Here is a 16,441-nt window from a genome sequence, read left to right on the forward strand (position 1 = left end):
CTCTACTCCGGTTGGTTCGCGCGGCGCCGCTCAGGCGGCCGCAGCAATGATCTGCAAAAAGTCCTGGGCCTTGAGCGATGCACCGCCCACGAGGCCCCCGTCGATATCGGGCTGGGCCAGCAGCGTGGCCGCGTTGGCGGCATTCATGCTGCCGCCGTAGAGCAGGCGGATGCGGTCCGCGTGCTCGCTGGCCGCGGCCAGCTGCGCGCGCAGCACGGCATGCACCTGCTGGGCCTGCTCGGGCGTGGCGGTGCGGCCGGTGCCGATGGCCCAGACGGGTTCATAGGCCACCACGGTCTCGCTGATGCAATGGCCGTTGAGGTGGATGACCGCGGCCAGCTGGCGCTTGACCACGGCTTCGGTCTGCCCGGCCTCGCGTTCGGCCAGCGTCTCGCCCACGCACACCACCGGCGTGATGCCGGCGGCCAGCGCACGCTGCGCCTTCTCGGCCACCTGCTCGTCGGTCTCGCCGTGGTACTGGCGGCGCTCGGAATGCCCGACAAGCGCGTAGCGCACGCCGAACTCCTGCAGCATCGCCGCGGAGATTTCGCCGGTGTAGGCGCCCGCCTCGTGCCGCGACACGTCCTGCGCCGCCAGCGCGATGGCCGAGCCTTCAGCCAGGCCCTGCACCTGCGCAAGGTAGGCCGCCGGCACTGCCACGGCCACATCCACGTTCCGGTACGCGCCCGCCTCCAGGCCGCCGCGCAGCGCCTGCAGCAGCGCAGCATTGCCCCCCAGGGAGCCGTTCATCTTCCAGTTGCCCGCGATGAGTTTCTTCTTTGTCATGCTGTCCACGTCAAAACGATCTTGCCGGCATGCTGGCTCGACTCCATCAGCGCATGGGCCCGCGACGCCTCGGCCGCCGGGAAGGTGCTGTGCACCACGGGCCGCACGGTGCGGGCCGCCAGCAGCGGCCACACCCGCTCGCGCAGGGCGGCAGCGATGGCGCCCTTGAACGCGACGGAACGGGGCCGCAGCGTCGAGCCCGTCACCGTGAGGCGGCGGCGCAGCACCAGCCCTGCATCGAAGGAGGACTGCACCCCGCCCTGCACGGCGATGATGACCAGGCGGCCATCCTCGGCCAGGCACTCGACCTCGCGCGCCACGTAGTCGCCCGCCACCATGTCGAGCACCACGTCCGCGCCGCGGCCATCGGTGATGCGCCGGGCCTCGGCCACGAAGTCCTGGGTCTTGTAGTTGATGGCATGGTGCGCGCCGAGCTCCAGGCAGGTGCGGCACTTCTCGTCCGAGCCCGCCGTCACGATCACCGTGGCGCCGAAGGCGCGGCCGAGCTGGATGGCCGTCACGCCGATGCCGCTGCTGCCGCCCTGCACCAGCAGGGTTTCGCCAGCCGCGAGGCGGCCGCGGTCGAACACGTTGCTCCACACCGTGAAGAAGGTCTCGGGCAGCGAGGCCGCCTCGACGTCGCTCCAGCCCTCCGGCACGGGCAGGCATTGCGCGACGGGTGCGACGCACCATTCGGCATAACCGCCGCCCGCGACCAGCGCGCACACGCGGTCGCCCGCCTTCAGGCCGGCCGCGGCCATCGCCGACGCGTCGCCTTCCGCGATGGTGCCCGCCACTTCGAGCCCGGGCAGGTCGGAAGCGCCCGGCGGGGGCGCATAGTGCCCCTTGCGCTGGAGCACGTCGGGCCGGTTGATGCCGCTGGCCGCGACGCGGATCAGCAGCTCGCCTGCGCCCGGCCGCGGCACGGGCCGCTCGGCGAGGCGCAGTACTTCCGGGCCGCCGGAGCCCGCGATTTCCACGGCACGCATGGTGGTCGCCATACTGGATCCCAGGAATGTCAGGTTTCAGAGAGGCCGGCCGGAGCAGGGCCGGACCGGCTCATCGCCGCCGCAGTGCGGCGGCGCTGGCGCTCAGGCATCCATCTGGCCGGAGTGCTCGCCCGTGCCGGTGGATTGCTGCTGCTGTTGCTGCTGGTCGGCGCCGGCAGGTTCGCGGCGCTCACGGCGCTCGCCACGTTCCGGGCGGTCGCCACGGTCGCCGCGGTCACCCCGTTCGCCGCGCTCGGCGGGTGCCGGACGGCCGCTGTCGCCCATCGGGCGGTCCAGCAGCGCGCGCATGGACAGCTTCACGCGGCCCTTCTCGTCGGTCTCGAGCACCTTGACCTTCACGACCTGGCCTTCGGTCAGGTAGTCGGTCACCTTTTCCACGCGCTCATGGGCGATCTGGCTGATGTGCAGCAGGCCGTCCTTGCCGGGCAGCAGGTTGATCAGTGCGCCGAAGTCCAGGATCTTGACCACGGGGCCTTCGTAGATCTTGCCGATCTCGACCTCGGCCGTGATCTGCTCGATGCGGCGCTTGGCCTCGTCGGCCTTCGCGCTGTCGGTGGAGGCAATGGTGATCGTGCCGTCCTCGTCGATGTTGATCTGCGTGCCGGTCTCTTCCGTCAGCGCGCGGATCACCGCGCCGCCCTTGCCGATCACGTCGCGGATCTTCTCGGGGTTGATCTTCATCGTGTAGAGCTTGGGCGCGAAGCTGGAGACCTCGGTCTTGGCCTCGCCCATCGCTTCCTGCATCTTGCCGAGGATGTGCAGGCGGGCTTCCTTGGCCTGGGCCAGGGCGACCTGCATGATTTCCTTGGTGATGCCCTGGATCTTGATGTCCATCTGCAGGGCGGTGATGCCGGCCGTCGTGCCCGCCACCTTGAAGTCCATGTCGCCGAGGTGGTCCTCGTCGCCCAGGATGTCGGTCAGCACGGCGAAGCGGTTGTCCTCCTTGATCAGGCCCATGGCGATGCCGGCCACGTGGGCCTTCATCGGCACGCCGGCGTCCATCATCGACAGGCAGCCGCCGCAGACGGAGGCCATCGAGGACGAGCCGTTGGATTCGGTGATCTCGGAGACCACGCGGATCGTGTAGGGGAACTCTTCCTTCGTCGGCAGCACGGCGACCAGCGCGCGCTTGGCCAGGCGGCCGTGGCCGATCTCGCGGCGCTTCGTGGAGCCCATGCGGCCCACTTCGCCGGTGGCGAAGGGAGGCATGTTGTAGTGGAACATGAAGCGGTCCTCGAACTCGCCGGCCAGCGCGTCGATGCGCTGCGCGTCGCGCTCGGTGCCCAGCGTGGAGACCACCAGCGCCTGCGTCTCGCCGCGCGTGAACAGCGCGGAGCCGTGCGTGCGGGGCAGCACGGAGTTGCGGATCTCGATGGGGCGCACGGTGCGCGTGTCGCGGCCGTCGATGCGGGGCTCGCCGGCCAGGATCTGGCTGCGCACGATCTTCGATTCGATGGCGAACAGCAGGTCGCCCACCTTGCCGGCGTCGAAGGGCTCGCCGCTGGCCTTGAGGGCTTCCATCACGCTGGCGTTGGCTTCGCGCAGGGCCTGGGTGCGGGCCTGCTTGCTGCGGATCTGGTAGACGGCGCGCAGCTTCTCTTCGGCCAGGTCCTTGACCTTGGCGACGAAGGCTTCGTCTTCGGCGGGCGCCTGCCAGTCCCACACGGGCTTGCCGGCTTCGCGCACCAGCTCATGGATGGCGTTGATGGCGATGTTGGCCTGCTCGTGGCCGAACACCACGCCGCCCAGCATGATGTCTTCGCTGAGTTGCTGGGCTTCGGATTCGACCATCAGCACGGCGGCTTCGGTGCCGGCGACGACCAGGTCCATCTGCGAATTCTTGCGGGCGGTCTGGCCCGGGTTCAGCACGTACTCGCCGTTGATGTAGCCCACGCGCGCAGCGCCGATGGGGCCGCTGAACGGGATGCCGGAGATGGCCAGCGCAGCGCTCACGCCGATCATGGCGGCGATGTCGGCATCCACCTCGGGGTTGAGCGACACGGTGTGGACGACCACGTGCACTTCGTTCAAGAAGCCTTCGGGGAACAGCGGGCGGATCGGGCGGTCGATCAGGCGGCTGGTCAGCGTTTCGTGTTCGCTGGGCTTGGCCTCGCGCTTGAAGAAGCTGCCGGGGATCTTGCCGGCGGCGTAGGTCTTCTCGATGTAGTCCACCGTCAGGGGGAAGAAGTCCTGGCCGGGCTTGGCCGACTTGGAGGCCGCCACGGTGGCGAGGATGACGGTGCCGTCGATCTCGACCAGCACGGCGCCGTTGGCCTGGCGGGCGATCTCGCCCGTTTCCATGACGACGGTCTTGTCGCCCCACTGGAAGGACTTGGTGACTTTGTTGAAGATGGTCATGCGTGTTTCCTATGCTTCGGTGTGGATGCCGGCCCAGCGAGGCCGGCGGGGGCCGGAGGGCAACTCAGAACACGATGCCATTCCAGTGGACCTGGGGCCGGGCCGGCAGCCCCCAAGGCCATTGGAATGACACAGCTTCGCTCTGCTATTGCGGCTCCGAAGTAGAAAACGCCTGAGTCAGCGTGCTAACCCAGGCGTTCCTGCGTGCGGATGCGCTTACTTGCGCAGGCCCAGCTTGGCGATCAGGGCGGTGTAGCGATCAGCGTCCTTGGCCTTGAGGTAGTCCAGCAGCTTGCGGCGGCGGCTCACCATGCGCAGCAGGCCGCGGCGGCCGTGGTGGTCCTTGGCGTGCTGCTTGAAGTGGGGGGTCAGCTCGTTGATGCGGGCCGTGAGCAGGGCCACCTGCACTTCGGGGCTGCCGGTATCGTTGGCGGCGCGGGCGTTGTCCTTGATGACTTCGGCCTTGATGGAGGATGCGATCATTGGTTTTTCCTTGAGTGTCGGAGCCGGCGGGCCTCGCGCGTGGCAAGGCTGCGGCCCCAGGTTTTGACTTGCGCCGCGGGCTGGAACGGCCGGCGGCGTGCGTCTTGCACCATGCAAAACCCTGGGATTATACCGCGCCGGCCTTTTCGAGCCATTTCCGCAGGCGCGCCACCCCTTCCACCAGCCGCGCGGGGTCGCGCGAGGCGAAGCACCAGCGCAGCCAGCCCTCCCCTTCCGGGCCGAAGGCATTGCCGGGCGCCAGCCCCAGGCCGGCCTCCGCCACGAGGCGCTTGGCGGTGGCCATCGCGTCGCCGTGGCCGTCCATGCGGAAGAAGGCGTACATGCCACCACTGGCCGCATGGGCATGCACGCCGGGCACCGCCTGCAGCAGCGGCAGCAGGGTGTCGCGGCACAGGCGCATGTGGGCAGTGACGCGCGGCACGATCTCCGCCGCGTGCTGCAGCGCCGCGATACCGCCGCGCTGCGTGAAGACGCTCACGCACGAGGTATTGAACTCGATCAGCTTGCCCATGTGGGCCGCCAGTGCCGGCGGCAGGACGAGCCAGCCCAGCCGCCAGCCCGTCATCAGGAAGCTCTTGGAGAAGCTGTGCACCACCACCAGGCGGTCCTCCGGCACGGCGAGGTCGAGGAAGCTCGGCGCGCAGCCGTGGGGCGTCGGTTCGTAGTACAGGCGTTCATAGACCTCGTCGGCCAGGATCCAGGTGCCCGTGGCGCGGCAGTGCTCCAGGATCTCGCGCTGCTCGGCCGCCGACAGCGTCCAGCCCGTCGGATTGTTCGGAGCATTCACCACCAGCAGCCGCGTGGCCGGCGTCACGGCGCGCTTCAGGGCGTCCATGTCCAGCGCCCAGGCGCCGTCCTCGCGCGGGCGCAGCGGCAGGCACTGCAGGCGCGCCCCCAGGATGCGCGGCTGCGCCACGAGGTTGGGCCAGACGGGCGTGACGGCGACCACCTCGTCGCCCGGGTCCACCAGGGCCTGCACCGCCAGCATGAGGCCGCTGACGCCGCCGGACGTGACGGCGATGCGCCCGGCGTCGGTGGCCGGGCCGTGCAGGCGCGCCACGTAGGCGGCGATGGCCTCGCGCAGCGCGGGCAGGCCGAGGTTGTGCGAATAGAAGGTTTCACCGGCACGCAGCGAGGCGATGGCGGCCTCGTTCACCACGTCCGGGGTGGCCTCGTCGCTTTCGCCGAACCAGAATGCCAGCACGTCGGGCCGCCCCATCCCGGCATTGGCGACTTCGCGGATCTTGGATTCTTCGAGGTGGGCGAGGGTGTGGCGCATGGAATGTCAGGGCGGCAAAACGTTACATTGTCGAGCCGGAGGAATCCCCATGCAATCGAAGAAAAACCCTGCCCGCGCCGCCATGGTGCTGCTCGCGGGCGTCCTGGCCGTGGGTACCGCGGCTGCGGCCGCGGCCAACGGCAGCGCGCCCGCGCCCCTGGGCGCCAACGCTCCGGCCACCGCGGGCCCGCACCAGACCGAAGCCCGGCCCCGGGCGCGCGCCAAGGCGCCGCGCGTGCGCAGCAGCCCGCCCTCCTCGTCCGCCGAAACGCCCGCCCAGCGGGAGCGCCGGCTGATCCGGGAATGCAGGGGGCTGCCCAACGCGGGCGCCTGCCTCGGCTACGCCCGCCGCTGAGCACGGCCACCTCCGGGCGCGTCCCCGCGCCATGGAGAACGGCGCCACCGCCGGGGCGTTGTCCGACAGCTCGGCCGCAGGGGCCGCGCTATACCTCGGGACACCCCGCACTCCATGCACCGCAGGATTCCCATGCCCGACGGCTCCGCCGCCCTCATTCCGCGCGCCCGCGCCGCCCTCGGGCGCTGGGGTGCCATCCTGGTCCTCGCCCTGGCCACCGCCGCATGCAGCGGCCTGCCGCAGAACGTGGAGCGCCCGGAATCCAGCGCCCTGCCCGCCACGGCGGCGGCGGACACACCGCTCGCGCGCACCGTGGACGAGCGCAGGCAGGCAGCCGGTGCCCGCCATGCCTCGGGCTTCCTGCTGCTGAGCGGGCCGCAGGATGCCTACGGCAGCCGCCTGGCACTGGTGGAGTCCGCCCGCAAGACGCTGGACCTGCAGTACTACGCCATCCACGCGGACGCCAGCAGCGAGCGGCTGCTGCGCGGCGTCGTGGCGGCAGCGCGCCGGGGCGTGCGCGTGCGCGTGCTGCTCGACGACTTCCACAGCACCGGGCGCAATGCGCTGGTGATGGGCCTGGCGTTCCAGCCGAACATCGAGATGCGCATGTTCAACCCCGTCGCCGGACCGCGCGGCTCCATGGTGGGCCGGCTGTGGGGGTCGCTCACCGACTTCTCGCGCGTGCAGCAGCGCATGCACAACAAGCTCTTCATCGCCGACAACACCATGGGCGTGACCGGAGGACGCAACCTGGGCGACGCCTACTTCGGGCAGGCCGATTCCGGCAACTTCGTGGACCTGGACGTGCTCGCCGCCGGCCCCATCGTCGCGGAGATGTCGCGCAGCTTCGACGCCTACTGGAACAACCCGCGCGCCTACCCGGTGCAGTCGCTCATCACGCGCGAGGAACTGCAGCGCCTGCGGCAGCAGACGCTCGACCGCTACCCGGAGCGCAACGCTTCCGAAGGCGACTCCGGTACCGGCCCGGACGACCGGGCTCCTGGCGGCGATGAAGCTCCTGCCCCAGCCGGCAACGGCCTCCGGCCGCCCGACGGGGAGCCGCGCCCCGCGCCCGGCGAGCCCTCCGCCGACAAGCGCGCACGCGTCTGGAACGAGCGGCCGATGGACCTGGGCGCGGCGCACTTCGTCTGGGCGTCGGCGGTCCTCCTCGCGGACCGGCCCGCGAAGATCGCGGCGGACGGGGAAGCGGCCAGCATCCGCAGCACTCCGCCGGGCACCGCACTGGACGTGCAGGGGCCCGGGGGCACGGTGCCTCCGGCATCCCGGGCAGCCGGTCCTTCCGCGCCCGCGGGCGGGCTGCTGCAGGCATCGGCCGGACGTGCCGCGGAGGGCGATACCGTGGTGGACGGCCTGCTCCACCTGCTCGGCCAGGCGCGCCAGGACCTGCTGGTCATCTCGCCCTACTTCGTGCCCGGCGACGACATGAAGCGCGCCTTCGCGGATGCCCGCGCCCGGGGCGTGCGCATCCGCGTGCTCACCAACTCGCTGGCCTCCAACGACGCGCCGATCGCGCATGTGGGCTATGCACGGCACCGCGAAGAGCTGCTGTCGATGGGCCTGGAGCTCTACGAACTGCGCAGCGAGCAGGCCGGCGTGAAATCCGCCTTCGGCGACTCCGGCGCCAGTGCCACCGGCAAATCCCGCGCGATGCTCCACTCCAAGGTGCTGGTGCTGGACGGGCGGCTCATCGTCGTGGGCTCGATGAACCTGGACCTGCGCTCGCAGCTGCAGAACACCGAGATCGCATTGCTGATCCAGAGCCGCGGCCTGTCGCGCATGGCTTCGGCGCAGATCGAGACCGCCCTGCGGGAGGATGCCTGGCATGTCGAGCAGCTGCCGGACGGCAGCCTCGTCTGGCGGGCGCCGCAGGGCAGCGGGCTGCCGGACGCCACGCACGAGCCCGACGCCAGCCTGGGCCTGCGGATGCTGCTGCGGCTGCTGGGCCCCCTGGCGCCGGACCACCTGCTCTAGGCAGGCTCCCTGCAGGCGTGCAGGGCCTCAGGCCCCGCCCGTCTGCGCCTCCACCCAGGCGGTGATGGTGCGCTGGTCGGTGACCGTGCGCACGTGCTGGTAGGCGGCCTCCGCCTCGGGAAAGCGCCGGCGCAGCAGGTTGAGCCATTGCTTGAGCCGCCCCGCGCGCTGGCGCGGCTCCAGGTCCTCGCAGACCGTGTGCCAGAACACGCCCAGTTGCGGCAGCAGCGCCTCCCAGGCGAGCGCCGGGGCTCCGGCACGGCCCGCATCGGCCGCGCGGATGGCCAGGCCCAGGCCCGGGTCCGCCACGATGCCCCGGCCCAGCATCAGGGCATCGCCCCCCGAGAGCGCCCGGCAGCGCATCGCATCCTCCACCGTCCAGATCTCGCCGTTCGCGATCACCGGAATGCGCACGGCCGCGCGCAGCGGCGCGACGAGTTCCCAGTAGGCCGGCGGGCGGTAGCCGTCGGCCTTGGTGCGGGCATGCACCACCAGCTCGCAGGCTCCGCCGGCCTCCGCGGCCTGGGCGCACTCCCGGGCCAGCGAGGTATCGTCGTAGCCCAGCCGCATCTTGGCCGACACCGGCATCCCCGCCGGCACCGCGCGGCGCACCGCGGCCACCACGGCGGCGATGCGCTCGGGCTCGCGCAGCAGCGCGGCACCGCCGCCGTGTCGGTTCACCACCTTGGCCGGACAGCCGAAGTTCAGGTCGATGCCCTCGGGGCCCAGCGCGGCCAGCCGCGCCGCGTTCTCGGCCATGCTGGAAGGGTCCGATCCCAGCAGCTGGGCACGCACAGGCACCCCCGCCGCCGTGCGCCCGCCGTTGCGCAGCTCGGGGATGTAGCGCAGGAACACCTTGTCCGGCAGCAGCGTGCCGGTCACGCGGATGAACTCGGAAACGCAGCGGTCCACGCCGCCCACGCGCGTCAGCACGTCGCGCAGGACGAAGTCGAGGAGCCCCTCCATGGGGGCGAGCAGCAGCAGCGGAGGATGGGACATCGGGGCAGGAGCGCCCGCACCGGAGGCCGCGTCATCGCGGCGTCATCGGAGTGCGGTGGAATGCAGCCTTCCATTGTCGCCAATGTCCCGCCCCCCTTCGCACTCCATGCTGCTCTTGAAGACCGACAAGGCCCGCCTGGAACTCTCACCGGGCGTGCGCACCCTCAGCCTGCGCGAACGCTCGTTGCTGCTGCTGGCCGACGGCCGGCCTGCGGCCGAGCTGGAAGCGCTCTACCACGGCGCCGGCAAGGACATCGTGGCGCGCCTGCTGGCGGACGGCTACCTGGCCCAGGCCGGCGGCGCGGCAGCCGCTGCACCAGTCGCCACGCCGTCCGCAGCCCCCGTGCCGCGCCAGGCCCCGTCCGAGGCACAGCCGGAAACCCCGCCCGCGCCCTCCAACGCGCTGCGCTCGCTCGCGGGTGCGCGCATGTACCTGTTCGACATCTGCGAGCGCATGTTCGCGCGCCGCAACCCCGCGCTGGCCCAGAACTTCCTCGAGGCGCTGCGCGGCGCGCGCGACCGCGACAGCATGATGGATGTCAGCGAGGCCTTGCTGGAAGAGATCGAATTGCTGGCCGGCCCGGAGCGGGCCGCCATCGTGCGCCAGCGCATGGAGCAGTTGCTGCCCATGCCGGCCTGACACGGCGCGCCGGAAGGCCCCGCGGGCGTCAGGCGGCGCCGAGCCGCCAGAGCGAAGTGACCTCCGCTGCACGCGCCGCATGCAGCGGATCGGAAGCGTCTGCCGCCTTCCCGTGGCGCGGCCGGACGTCGTGCCGCCCCAGCACCCGCAGGCCCGCGGCCTCGATCCAGCCGAGCAGCTGGGCGCGCGGGCGCAGCTCCAGGTGCTCCGCCAGGTCCGAGAGGATCAGCCAGCCCTCCCCACCCGGCGCAAGGTGCTCTGCCAGGCCACCGAGGAACCCCCGCAGCATGCGGCTGTCCTCGTCATAGACCGCACGCTCGACGGGAGCGGCGGCACGCGCAGGCACCCATGGCGGATTGCACACCACCAGGGGCGCACGGCCCGGAGGGAAAAGATCGGCCTGGAGGATGTCCACGGCCGGCAGCACACGCAGGCGCTGCAGGTTCTCGCGCGCACAGGCCAGGGCCCGGGGATCCTGGTCGGTGGCGACGATGCGGCGCACGCCGCGCCGCGCGAGCACGGCCGCGAGCACGCCGGTGCCGGTGCCGATATCGAAGGCCAGCGCGGCCGCGCCCGCGGGCAGCGGCACCTGCGCCACGAGATCGATGTACTCGCCACGCACGGGCGAGAACACCCCGTAGTGCGGATGGATGCGATTGTCGGGCGGCGTTCCCAGGGCGGGGATCTCCACGCCCTTCTTGCGCCACTCGTGCGCGCCCACGAGGCCCAGCAGCTCGCGCAGCGAGGCCACGCGGGGCGTACCGTCGGGAGCGCCCCAGGCCTCGGCCAGCGCCGGCCGCCAGTCCGGCGCCCGCCGTAGCGCGATGCCCTGGTCGCCTTCCAAGGGAATGAGCAGCATGCCGAGCACCCGCGCCCGCTGGGCCTGGGCCTGGCGGTGCAGGTGGAAGGCCAGCGCCGGGGCAGCCGCCGCCGGCGTGGCAGCCGCCTTGCCGCGGCCCTTGGCGCCACCGCGCGTACGGCCCCGGCCATCGGCCCGGCGCATCAGCGCCTGCATCAGGTGCCGTGCATTCTGGAAATCCCCCTGCCACAGCAGCCCCGTGCCTTCGCAGGCCATGCGGTAGGCCGCATCGGCGGGCAGCGTGTCGTCGGCCACCACCACGCGGCGCGGCGCGGCAACGCCGGCCTCCGAGTGCCATTGCGCGCTGCGGTCCTGGCCGCCGTGGTTCCAGTGGATCATGCCGGACAAGGGTTCAGGCCGATCAGTTGAGGGAGCGCTGCAGGCGCACTTCCTCGATCTTCACACCGCCGATGACGGCGGTCTTGGCGGTGGACATCTCGCGCTTGAAGCCCGCGAGCTCATGGAAGCGCAGCGCGCGCTCGTTGCGCATGGGCACCCACGCGGTCACGTTGGTGCAGCCTTCCTGCTGCAGGCCCTCGCGGGCGGCATCCCAGAGGGCCACGCCCACGCCCTGGTCCCAGTGGGACGGCGCGGCATAGATGGCCCAGATCTCGCCGGTGGTGGGACGGGACTTGGCATCGCGCGAACGGTCGAAACCGACGAAGCCGACGATCTTGTCGCCTTCCACCGCCACCTGCACCTGGGGCTCGCAGTACTCGATGGCTTCACGCCAGTACGCCTGGCGTTTCTCGACCGAAGACATGGCTTTCAATTGGTCGTCGGGAACAAGGCCGCGGTACGCTTCCATCGCGGACTGCGTATGGATCTGGGCGATGGCTTTGGCATCGCGGAGCGTGGCGGGACGGACCTGAATACTGGCCTGAATACTGGACATTGGGAACGAACGGAACAGAAGAAGAAAAAAGGGGTGCGGAACGCAAAACCCACGATTGTCGCGCAATTGGTTTTCGGGCTCCAGTCCATGGATGCTGCAAGCCCCTGCGGACAGGTCGCGCGACGCCTTGCGCAGTGGCCGGAAAGCCCTCCGGAACCCGGCGAAAACAGGGCCTGCCGAAATGCGGGCAAGGCCGTCAGAGCCAGCGCCGCAACAGCTCCAGCACCCGGTCGAAACGCGCGCCGTAGGGCGGATGCAGCAGATTGCCGAGCGACCAGCGGGACTGCACCAGTACGGATTTCTGGTGGCAAAAGCGCAGGAATCCGTGCTCCCCGTGGTAGGCGCCCCAGCCGCTTTCGCCCACACCGCCGAACGGCAGGTTGTCATGCGCGACATGCAGCAGCGTGTCGTTCACGGTGACGCCGCCGCTCACGGTGCGGCGCAGCACGTCATCGCGCACCGCCTCGCTGCGGCCGAACCAGTAGAGCGCCAGCGGGCGCGGCCCGGAATTGATGTGGTCGATGGCATCCTGCAGACGGTCGTAGCCGAGCACGGGCAGCACCGGGCCGAAGATTTCCTCCTGCATGATCTGCATCTGCAGCGTGGCATGGAACACCAGCACCGGCGGCATCTGCCGCGCCACGCCATCGCCGATGCCCTGCGGGGGCGGTGGCGGCGAACCCGGCACGGGTTCGAGCACGTGCACCTCTGCGCCCTGCGTCTGCGCCTGCTGCAGCATGGTGCGCAGGCGCGCGAGGTGCCGCGAATGGATGATGGAGGCGTAGTCGGGATTGCCCTCGAAATACGGGAACAGCTTCGCCACGGCGGCGCGGTACGCCTCCGCGAACGCCCCCTCGCTGCCGCGCGGCAGCAGCACGTAGTCGGGCGCCACACAGGTCTGTCCGGCGTTGAACAGCTTGCCGTGCGCGATCTTGAGCGCGGCATCCTGCAGGTCGCAGTCCGCGTCGATGATGCAGGGCGACTTGCCGCCCAGCTCCAGCGTGGTGGGCGTCAGGTGCGCCGCGGCGGCCTGCGCGACCTTGCGGCCCACGGCCGTGGAACCCGTGAAGACGAGATGGTCGAAGGGCAGCGAAGCCACCAGCGCGGCCACGGCCGCATCGCCCTGGACCACGCAGAACTCGTCGGGCGAGAAGAACTGCGCCACCAGCGATGCGAGCTGGGCGGAGGTGTGCGGGGTGAGCTCGCTGGGCTTGAGCATCACGCGGTTGCCCGCCGCGAGCGCGCAGATCGCAGGCCCGAGCGCAAGCTGCACGGGGTAGTTCCAGGGCGCGATCACCCCCACCACGCCCAGCGGCTGGCGCTGGATGAAGGCGTGCGCGGGCTGCAGGTGCAGCGGGGTGTGCACGCGGCGCGGCTTGCTCCAGCGCGCCAGGTGCCTCAGCGTGTGCGTGAGCTGGGTGCGCAGCACGAACAGGTCGGCCACCTCGGTCAGGCGCGGCGAGCGGATGCCGAAGTCGGCCTGCACGGCCGCCGCGAGCGCCGGCCCGTGCTCGTCCAGCAGCTTGCGCATGCGCAGCAGGCGCTCCCGCCGCACCAGCAACGGCGTCTCGGGCTGTTCCCGGCTGGCCTGCCGCTGGAGTTGGAAGTGGTGGCGGATGTCGTCTGGCGTCATGCGGCAATCATAGGGAGGGCCCTCGCAACGCCATGTAAACGGGCGTCTCCAAAAGCCAGGGAAAGCACGTGCGGGCGGGCGCCGGCATGCCGCGGCGGCGCCGGCCGGTCACATCACACCTTGCCGGGCAGGTCGCGCGGCTGCACGTCCACGACGTCGGCGCGCGCGCCCGGCAGTTCGGCCGAGCGCAGCGAACCCGGCTCCCCATCGGCCGCCTGGCCCCGCCGGCCGGCGGCCGACCAGCGCGCGGTGCTGCGGTACACCGTGCTCCAGCCTTCGCGCGGATCCATGCGCATGGTCCATGGCGTGGCGGGCTGGCCCGTGAGCCGCGCCCAGAGGGAACGCACGCCCCAGACCACCGCGAGCAGCGCCACGGCGATGAGCAGGCTCAGGAAAAACACCGCCCCCACGGCCACGACCGCGAGGCGCACGATCCACCGGATCACACCGGCCAGGAAATCATTCAAGGCACATCCTTTCCACACAACATCGAACTTACCCCACAGCCGCCGCTTCGCCGAAATGGAAGACCCCAGGGTCCTGTACGGGATCCACGTTCACCGGGATCACGCTCTTGGGCGGATAGCGGCCTTCCAACAGCAGTTTCGAGAGCGGATTCTCGATGCGCTGCTGGATCGCGCGCTTGAGGGGGCGGGCACCGAACACCGGATCGAACCCCACCTTGGCCAGCTCGGACAGCGCGCCGGGAGACACCTGCAGGTGCAGGTCCATTTTCGCCAGGCGCGCTTCCAGGAGTTGCAACTGGATGCGTGCGATCGCTTCGATGTTCTTCGCGTCGAGCGCGTGGAACACCACCGTCTCGTCGATCCGGTTGAGGAATTCGGGCCGGAAATGGTTCTTGAGTTCCCCCCAGACCGCTTCCTTCACGTCGTCCGCGTCCTGGCCGACCATCGCCTGGATCAGGTGCGAGCCGATGTTGCTCGTCATCACGATCACCGTGTTCTTGAAGTCCACGGTGCGGCCCTGGCCGTCCGTGAGGCGGCCGTCGTCCAGCACCTGCAGCAGCACGTTGAACACGTCCGGGTGCGCCTTCTCGACCTCGTCGAGCAGCAGCACGCTGTAGGGCTTGCGGCGCACGGCCTCGGTCAGGTAGCCGCCCTCCTCGTAGCCCACGTAGCCGGGCGGCGCGCCGATCAGGCGGGCCACGGAGTGCTTCTCCATGAACTCGCTCATGTCGATGCGCACGAGGTGCTCCTCGCTGTCGAACAGGAAGCCCGCCAGCGCCTTGCACAGCTCGGTCTTGCCCACGCCGGTGGGGCCGAGGAACAGGAACGAGCCCATCGGCCGGTTCGGATCGGCGAGGCCCGAGCGCGAACGGCGGATGGCGTTGGCCACGGCCGCGATGGCCTCGTCCTGGCCCACCACGCGCTCGTGCAGCTTGTCTTCCATCTGCAGCAGCTTGTCCTTCTCGCCCTGCATCATCTTCGAGACGGGGATGCCCGTGGCGCGGCTCACGACCTCGGCGATCTCCTCCGCGCCCACCTGGGTGCGCAGCAGCCGGTTGGGCGTGGCGGTGCCGTCGGTGCCCTCTTCCTTGGCCTGGGCTTCCTTGAGCTGGCGCTCCAGGTCGGGCAGCTTGCCGTACTGCAGCTCGGCCACCTTGTTGAAGTCGCCCTTGCGCTTGAGCTCCTCGATCTGCAGCTTCACCTTCTCGACCTGCTCGCGCACCTGCTGGCTGCCCTGGGCCTGGGCCTTTTCCGAGGTCCAGATGTCCTCCAGGTCGGCGATTTCCTTCTGCAGCTTGCCGATCTCGTCCTCCAGCAGCGCCAGGCGCTTCTGCGAGGCTTCGTCCTTTTCCTTCTTCACGGCCTCGCGCTCGATCTGCAGCTGGATCAGCCGGCGGTCGAGCTTGTCGATGGCCTCGGGCTTGGAGTCGATCTCGATCTTGATCTTGGCCGCGGCCTCGTCGATGAGGTCGATCGCCTTGTCGGGCAGGAAGCGGTCGGTGATGTAGCGGTGGGACAGCTCGGCCGCGGCCACGATGGCCGGGTCGGTGATCTCCACGCCGTGGTGCAGTTCATAGCGCTCCTGCAGGCCGCGCAGGATGGCGATGGTGGCCTCCACGCTGGGCTCGCCCACGAGGATCTTCTGGAAGCGCCGTTCCAGCGCGGCGTCCTTCTCGATGTACTTGCGGTACTCGTCGAGCGTGGTCGCGCCCACGCAGTGCAGCTCGCCGCGTGCCAGGGCCGGCTTGAGCATGTTGCCCGCGTCCATGGCACCCTCGGCCTTGCCCGCGCCCACCATGGTGTGCAGCTCGTCGATGAAGACGATGGTCTGTCCCTCGTCCTTGGCCAGTTCGTTCAGCACGGCCTTGAGTCGCTCCTCGAATTCGCCGCGGTACTTGGCACCCGCCAGCAGCGCGGCCATGTCGAGCGACAGCACGCGCTTGCCCTTCAGGCTCTCGGGCACCTCGCCCGCGACGATGCGCTGCGCCAGGCCTTCCACGATGGCGGTCTTGCCCACGCCGGGCTCGCCGATGAGCACGGGGTTGTTCTTGCTGCGGCGCTGCAGCACCTGGATGGCGCGGCGGATTTCGTCGTCGCGGCCGATCACCGGGTCGAGCTTGCCGGCCCGGGCACGCTCGGTGAGGTCGAGCGTGTACTTCTTGAGCGCTTCGCGCTGGCCCTCGGCCTCCGCGCTGTTGACCTGCGCGCCACCGCGCACCGCGTCGATCGCGGCCTCGAGGCTCTTGCGCGTCAGGCCGTGCTCGCGCGCCAGCTGGGCGGTATCGCCCTTGCCGTCCACGAGCGCGAGCAGGAAGAGTTCACTCGCGATGAACTGGTCGCCGCGCTTGATCGCTTCCTTCTCGGTGGCCTGCAGCAGGCGGCCCAGTTCGGGGCCGACCTGCACCTGGTCCTGGCCCTGCACCTGGGGCAGACGCTTGATGGCGTTCTCTGCCGCCGTCTGCAGGGCGGCCACGTTGGCACCCGCCCGCTGCAGCAGCGCGCGCGGGCCCTCCTGCTGCCGCAGCATGGCGGCCAGCAGGTGGACGGGTTCGATATAGGCGTTGTCATTGCCCAGCGCGAGCGATTGCGCGTCGGCGAGGGCTTCCTGGAACTTGGTGGTGAGTTTGTCGAGACGCATGGTCTGTGATCCTCCGAATTGACGCG

General features: G+C 70.4%; 14 protein-coding genes. 3 read left to right on the top strand and 11 right to left on the bottom strand.

Features of this window, described 5'->3' with window-relative positions; all coding sequences use genetic code 11:
• Positions 1 to 30: 30 nt before the first annotated feature.
• The 5 genes from tpiA to T336_RS0104250 form a co-directional block, all read right to left on the bottom strand.
• Positions 31 to 786 (bottom strand): triose-phosphate isomerase, encoded by a 756-nt coding sequence (gene tpiA, locus T336_RS0104230; RefSeq protein WP_026431613.1) that lies wholly within the window; start codon positions 784 to 786, stop codon positions 31 to 33.
• Positions 783 to 1,787 (bottom strand): NAD(P)H-quinone oxidoreductase, encoded by a 1,005-nt coding sequence (locus tag T336_RS0104235; protein ID WP_035225275.1) that lies wholly within the window; start codon positions 1,785 to 1,787, stop codon positions 783 to 785. Before T336_RS0104235 ends, tpiA begins: the two co-directional genes overlap by 4 nt.
• A gap of 90 nt (positions 1,788 to 1,877) precedes the next feature.
• Positions 1,878 to 4,154, bottom strand: a complete 2,277-nt coding sequence (gene pnp, locus T336_RS0104240; protein WP_026431615.1) for a polyribonucleotide nucleotidyltransferase — start codon at positions 4,152 to 4,154, stop codon at positions 1,878 to 1,880.
• Between the two features lie 216 nt (positions 4,155 to 4,370).
• A complete protein-coding gene (gene rpsO, locus T336_RS0104245) occupies positions 4,371 to 4,637 on the bottom strand; it encodes a 30S ribosomal protein S15 (RefSeq protein ID WP_019703748.1) in 267 nt (88 codons plus the stop codon).
• 127 nt (positions 4,638 to 4,764) lie between these two features.
• The gene (locus tag T336_RS0104250) at positions 4,765 to 5,937 is read right to left on the bottom strand and encodes a pyridoxal phosphate-dependent aminotransferase (protein ID WP_026431617.1); all 1,173 of its coding nucleotides are present in this window, start codon (positions 5,935 to 5,937) and stop codon (positions 4,765 to 4,767) included.
• Positions 5,938 to 5,986: 49 nt separating this feature from the next.
• On the opposite strand from T336_RS0104250, the gene T336_RS0104255 reads away from it, so the two are divergent.
• Together T336_RS0104255 and T336_RS0104260 are read left to right on the top strand one after the other, a co-directional pair.
• Positions 5,987 to 6,292, top strand: coding sequence for a hypothetical protein (locus tag T336_RS0104255; RefSeq protein WP_026431618.1), 306 nt, complete (start codon positions 5,987 to 5,989; stop codon positions 6,290 to 6,292).
• 132 nt (positions 6,293 to 6,424) lie between these two features.
• The gene (locus tag T336_RS0104260; protein WP_026431619.1) at positions 6,425 to 8,284 is read left to right on the top strand and encodes a phospholipase D family protein; all 1,860 of its coding nucleotides are present in this window, start codon (positions 6,425 to 6,427) and stop codon (positions 8,282 to 8,284) included.
• A gap of 27 nt (positions 8,285 to 8,311) precedes the next feature.
• On the opposite strand, the gene T336_RS0104265 is transcribed toward T336_RS0104260, so the two are convergent.
• Complete coding sequence (locus T336_RS0104265; protein ID WP_026431620.1) at positions 8,312 to 9,283, bottom strand: tRNA dihydrouridine synthase; 972 nt, start codon at positions 9,281 to 9,283, stop codon at positions 8,312 to 8,314.
• A 106-nt stretch (positions 9,284 to 9,389) separates the two neighbouring features.
• On the opposite strand from T336_RS0104265, the gene T336_RS0104270 reads away from it, so the two are divergent.
• Positions 9,390 to 9,923, top strand: coding sequence for a hypothetical protein (locus T336_RS0104270; protein WP_026431621.1), 534 nt, complete (start codon positions 9,390 to 9,392; stop codon positions 9,921 to 9,923).
• 28 nt (positions 9,924 to 9,951) lie between these two features.
• Here T336_RS0104270 and T336_RS0104275 read toward each other — a convergent pair whose 3' ends face one another.
• The 5 genes from T336_RS0104275 to clpB all read right to left on the bottom strand — a co-directional run bounded on the left by T336_RS0104275 (position 9,952) and on the right by clpB (position 16,415).
• Positions 9,952 to 11,121 carry a methyltransferase gene (locus T336_RS0104275; protein WP_026431622.1) on the bottom strand — a complete coding sequence of 390 codons (1,170 nt, stop codon included), beginning with the start codon at positions 11,119 to 11,121 and terminating at the stop codon, positions 9,952 to 9,954.
• 22 nt (positions 11,122 to 11,143) lie between these two features.
• A complete protein-coding gene (locus T336_RS0104280; RefSeq protein WP_019703743.1) occupies positions 11,144 to 11,677 on the bottom strand; it encodes a GNAT family N-acetyltransferase in 534 nt (177 codons plus the stop codon).
• 196 nt (positions 11,678 to 11,873) lie between these two features.
• On the bottom strand, positions 11,874 to 13,310 hold the full coding sequence (locus T336_RS0104285; RefSeq protein ID WP_019703742.1) for a coniferyl aldehyde dehydrogenase: 1,437 nt from the start codon (positions 13,308 to 13,310) through the stop codon (positions 11,874 to 11,876).
• A 113-nt stretch (positions 13,311 to 13,423) separates the two neighbouring features.
• Positions 13,424 to 13,777 (bottom strand): hypothetical protein, encoded by a 354-nt coding sequence (locus tag T336_RS0104290; protein ID WP_019703741.1) that lies wholly within the window; start codon positions 13,775 to 13,777, stop codon positions 13,424 to 13,426.
• A 28-nt stretch (positions 13,778 to 13,805) separates the two neighbouring features.
• Entirely contained in the window at positions 13,806 to 16,415 is a 2,610-nt protein-coding gene (clpB, locus tag T336_RS0104295) for an ATP-dependent chaperone ClpB (RefSeq protein WP_019703740.1), read from the bottom strand.
• Between the last annotated feature and the right edge of the window lie 26 nt (positions 16,416 to 16,441).

The organism is Paracidovorax oryzae ATCC 19882 (assembly GCF_000687165.1).
In the GTDB taxonomy this organism is placed as follows: domain Bacteria; phylum Pseudomonadota; class Gammaproteobacteria; order Burkholderiales; family Burkholderiaceae_C; genus Paracidovorax; species Paracidovorax oryzae.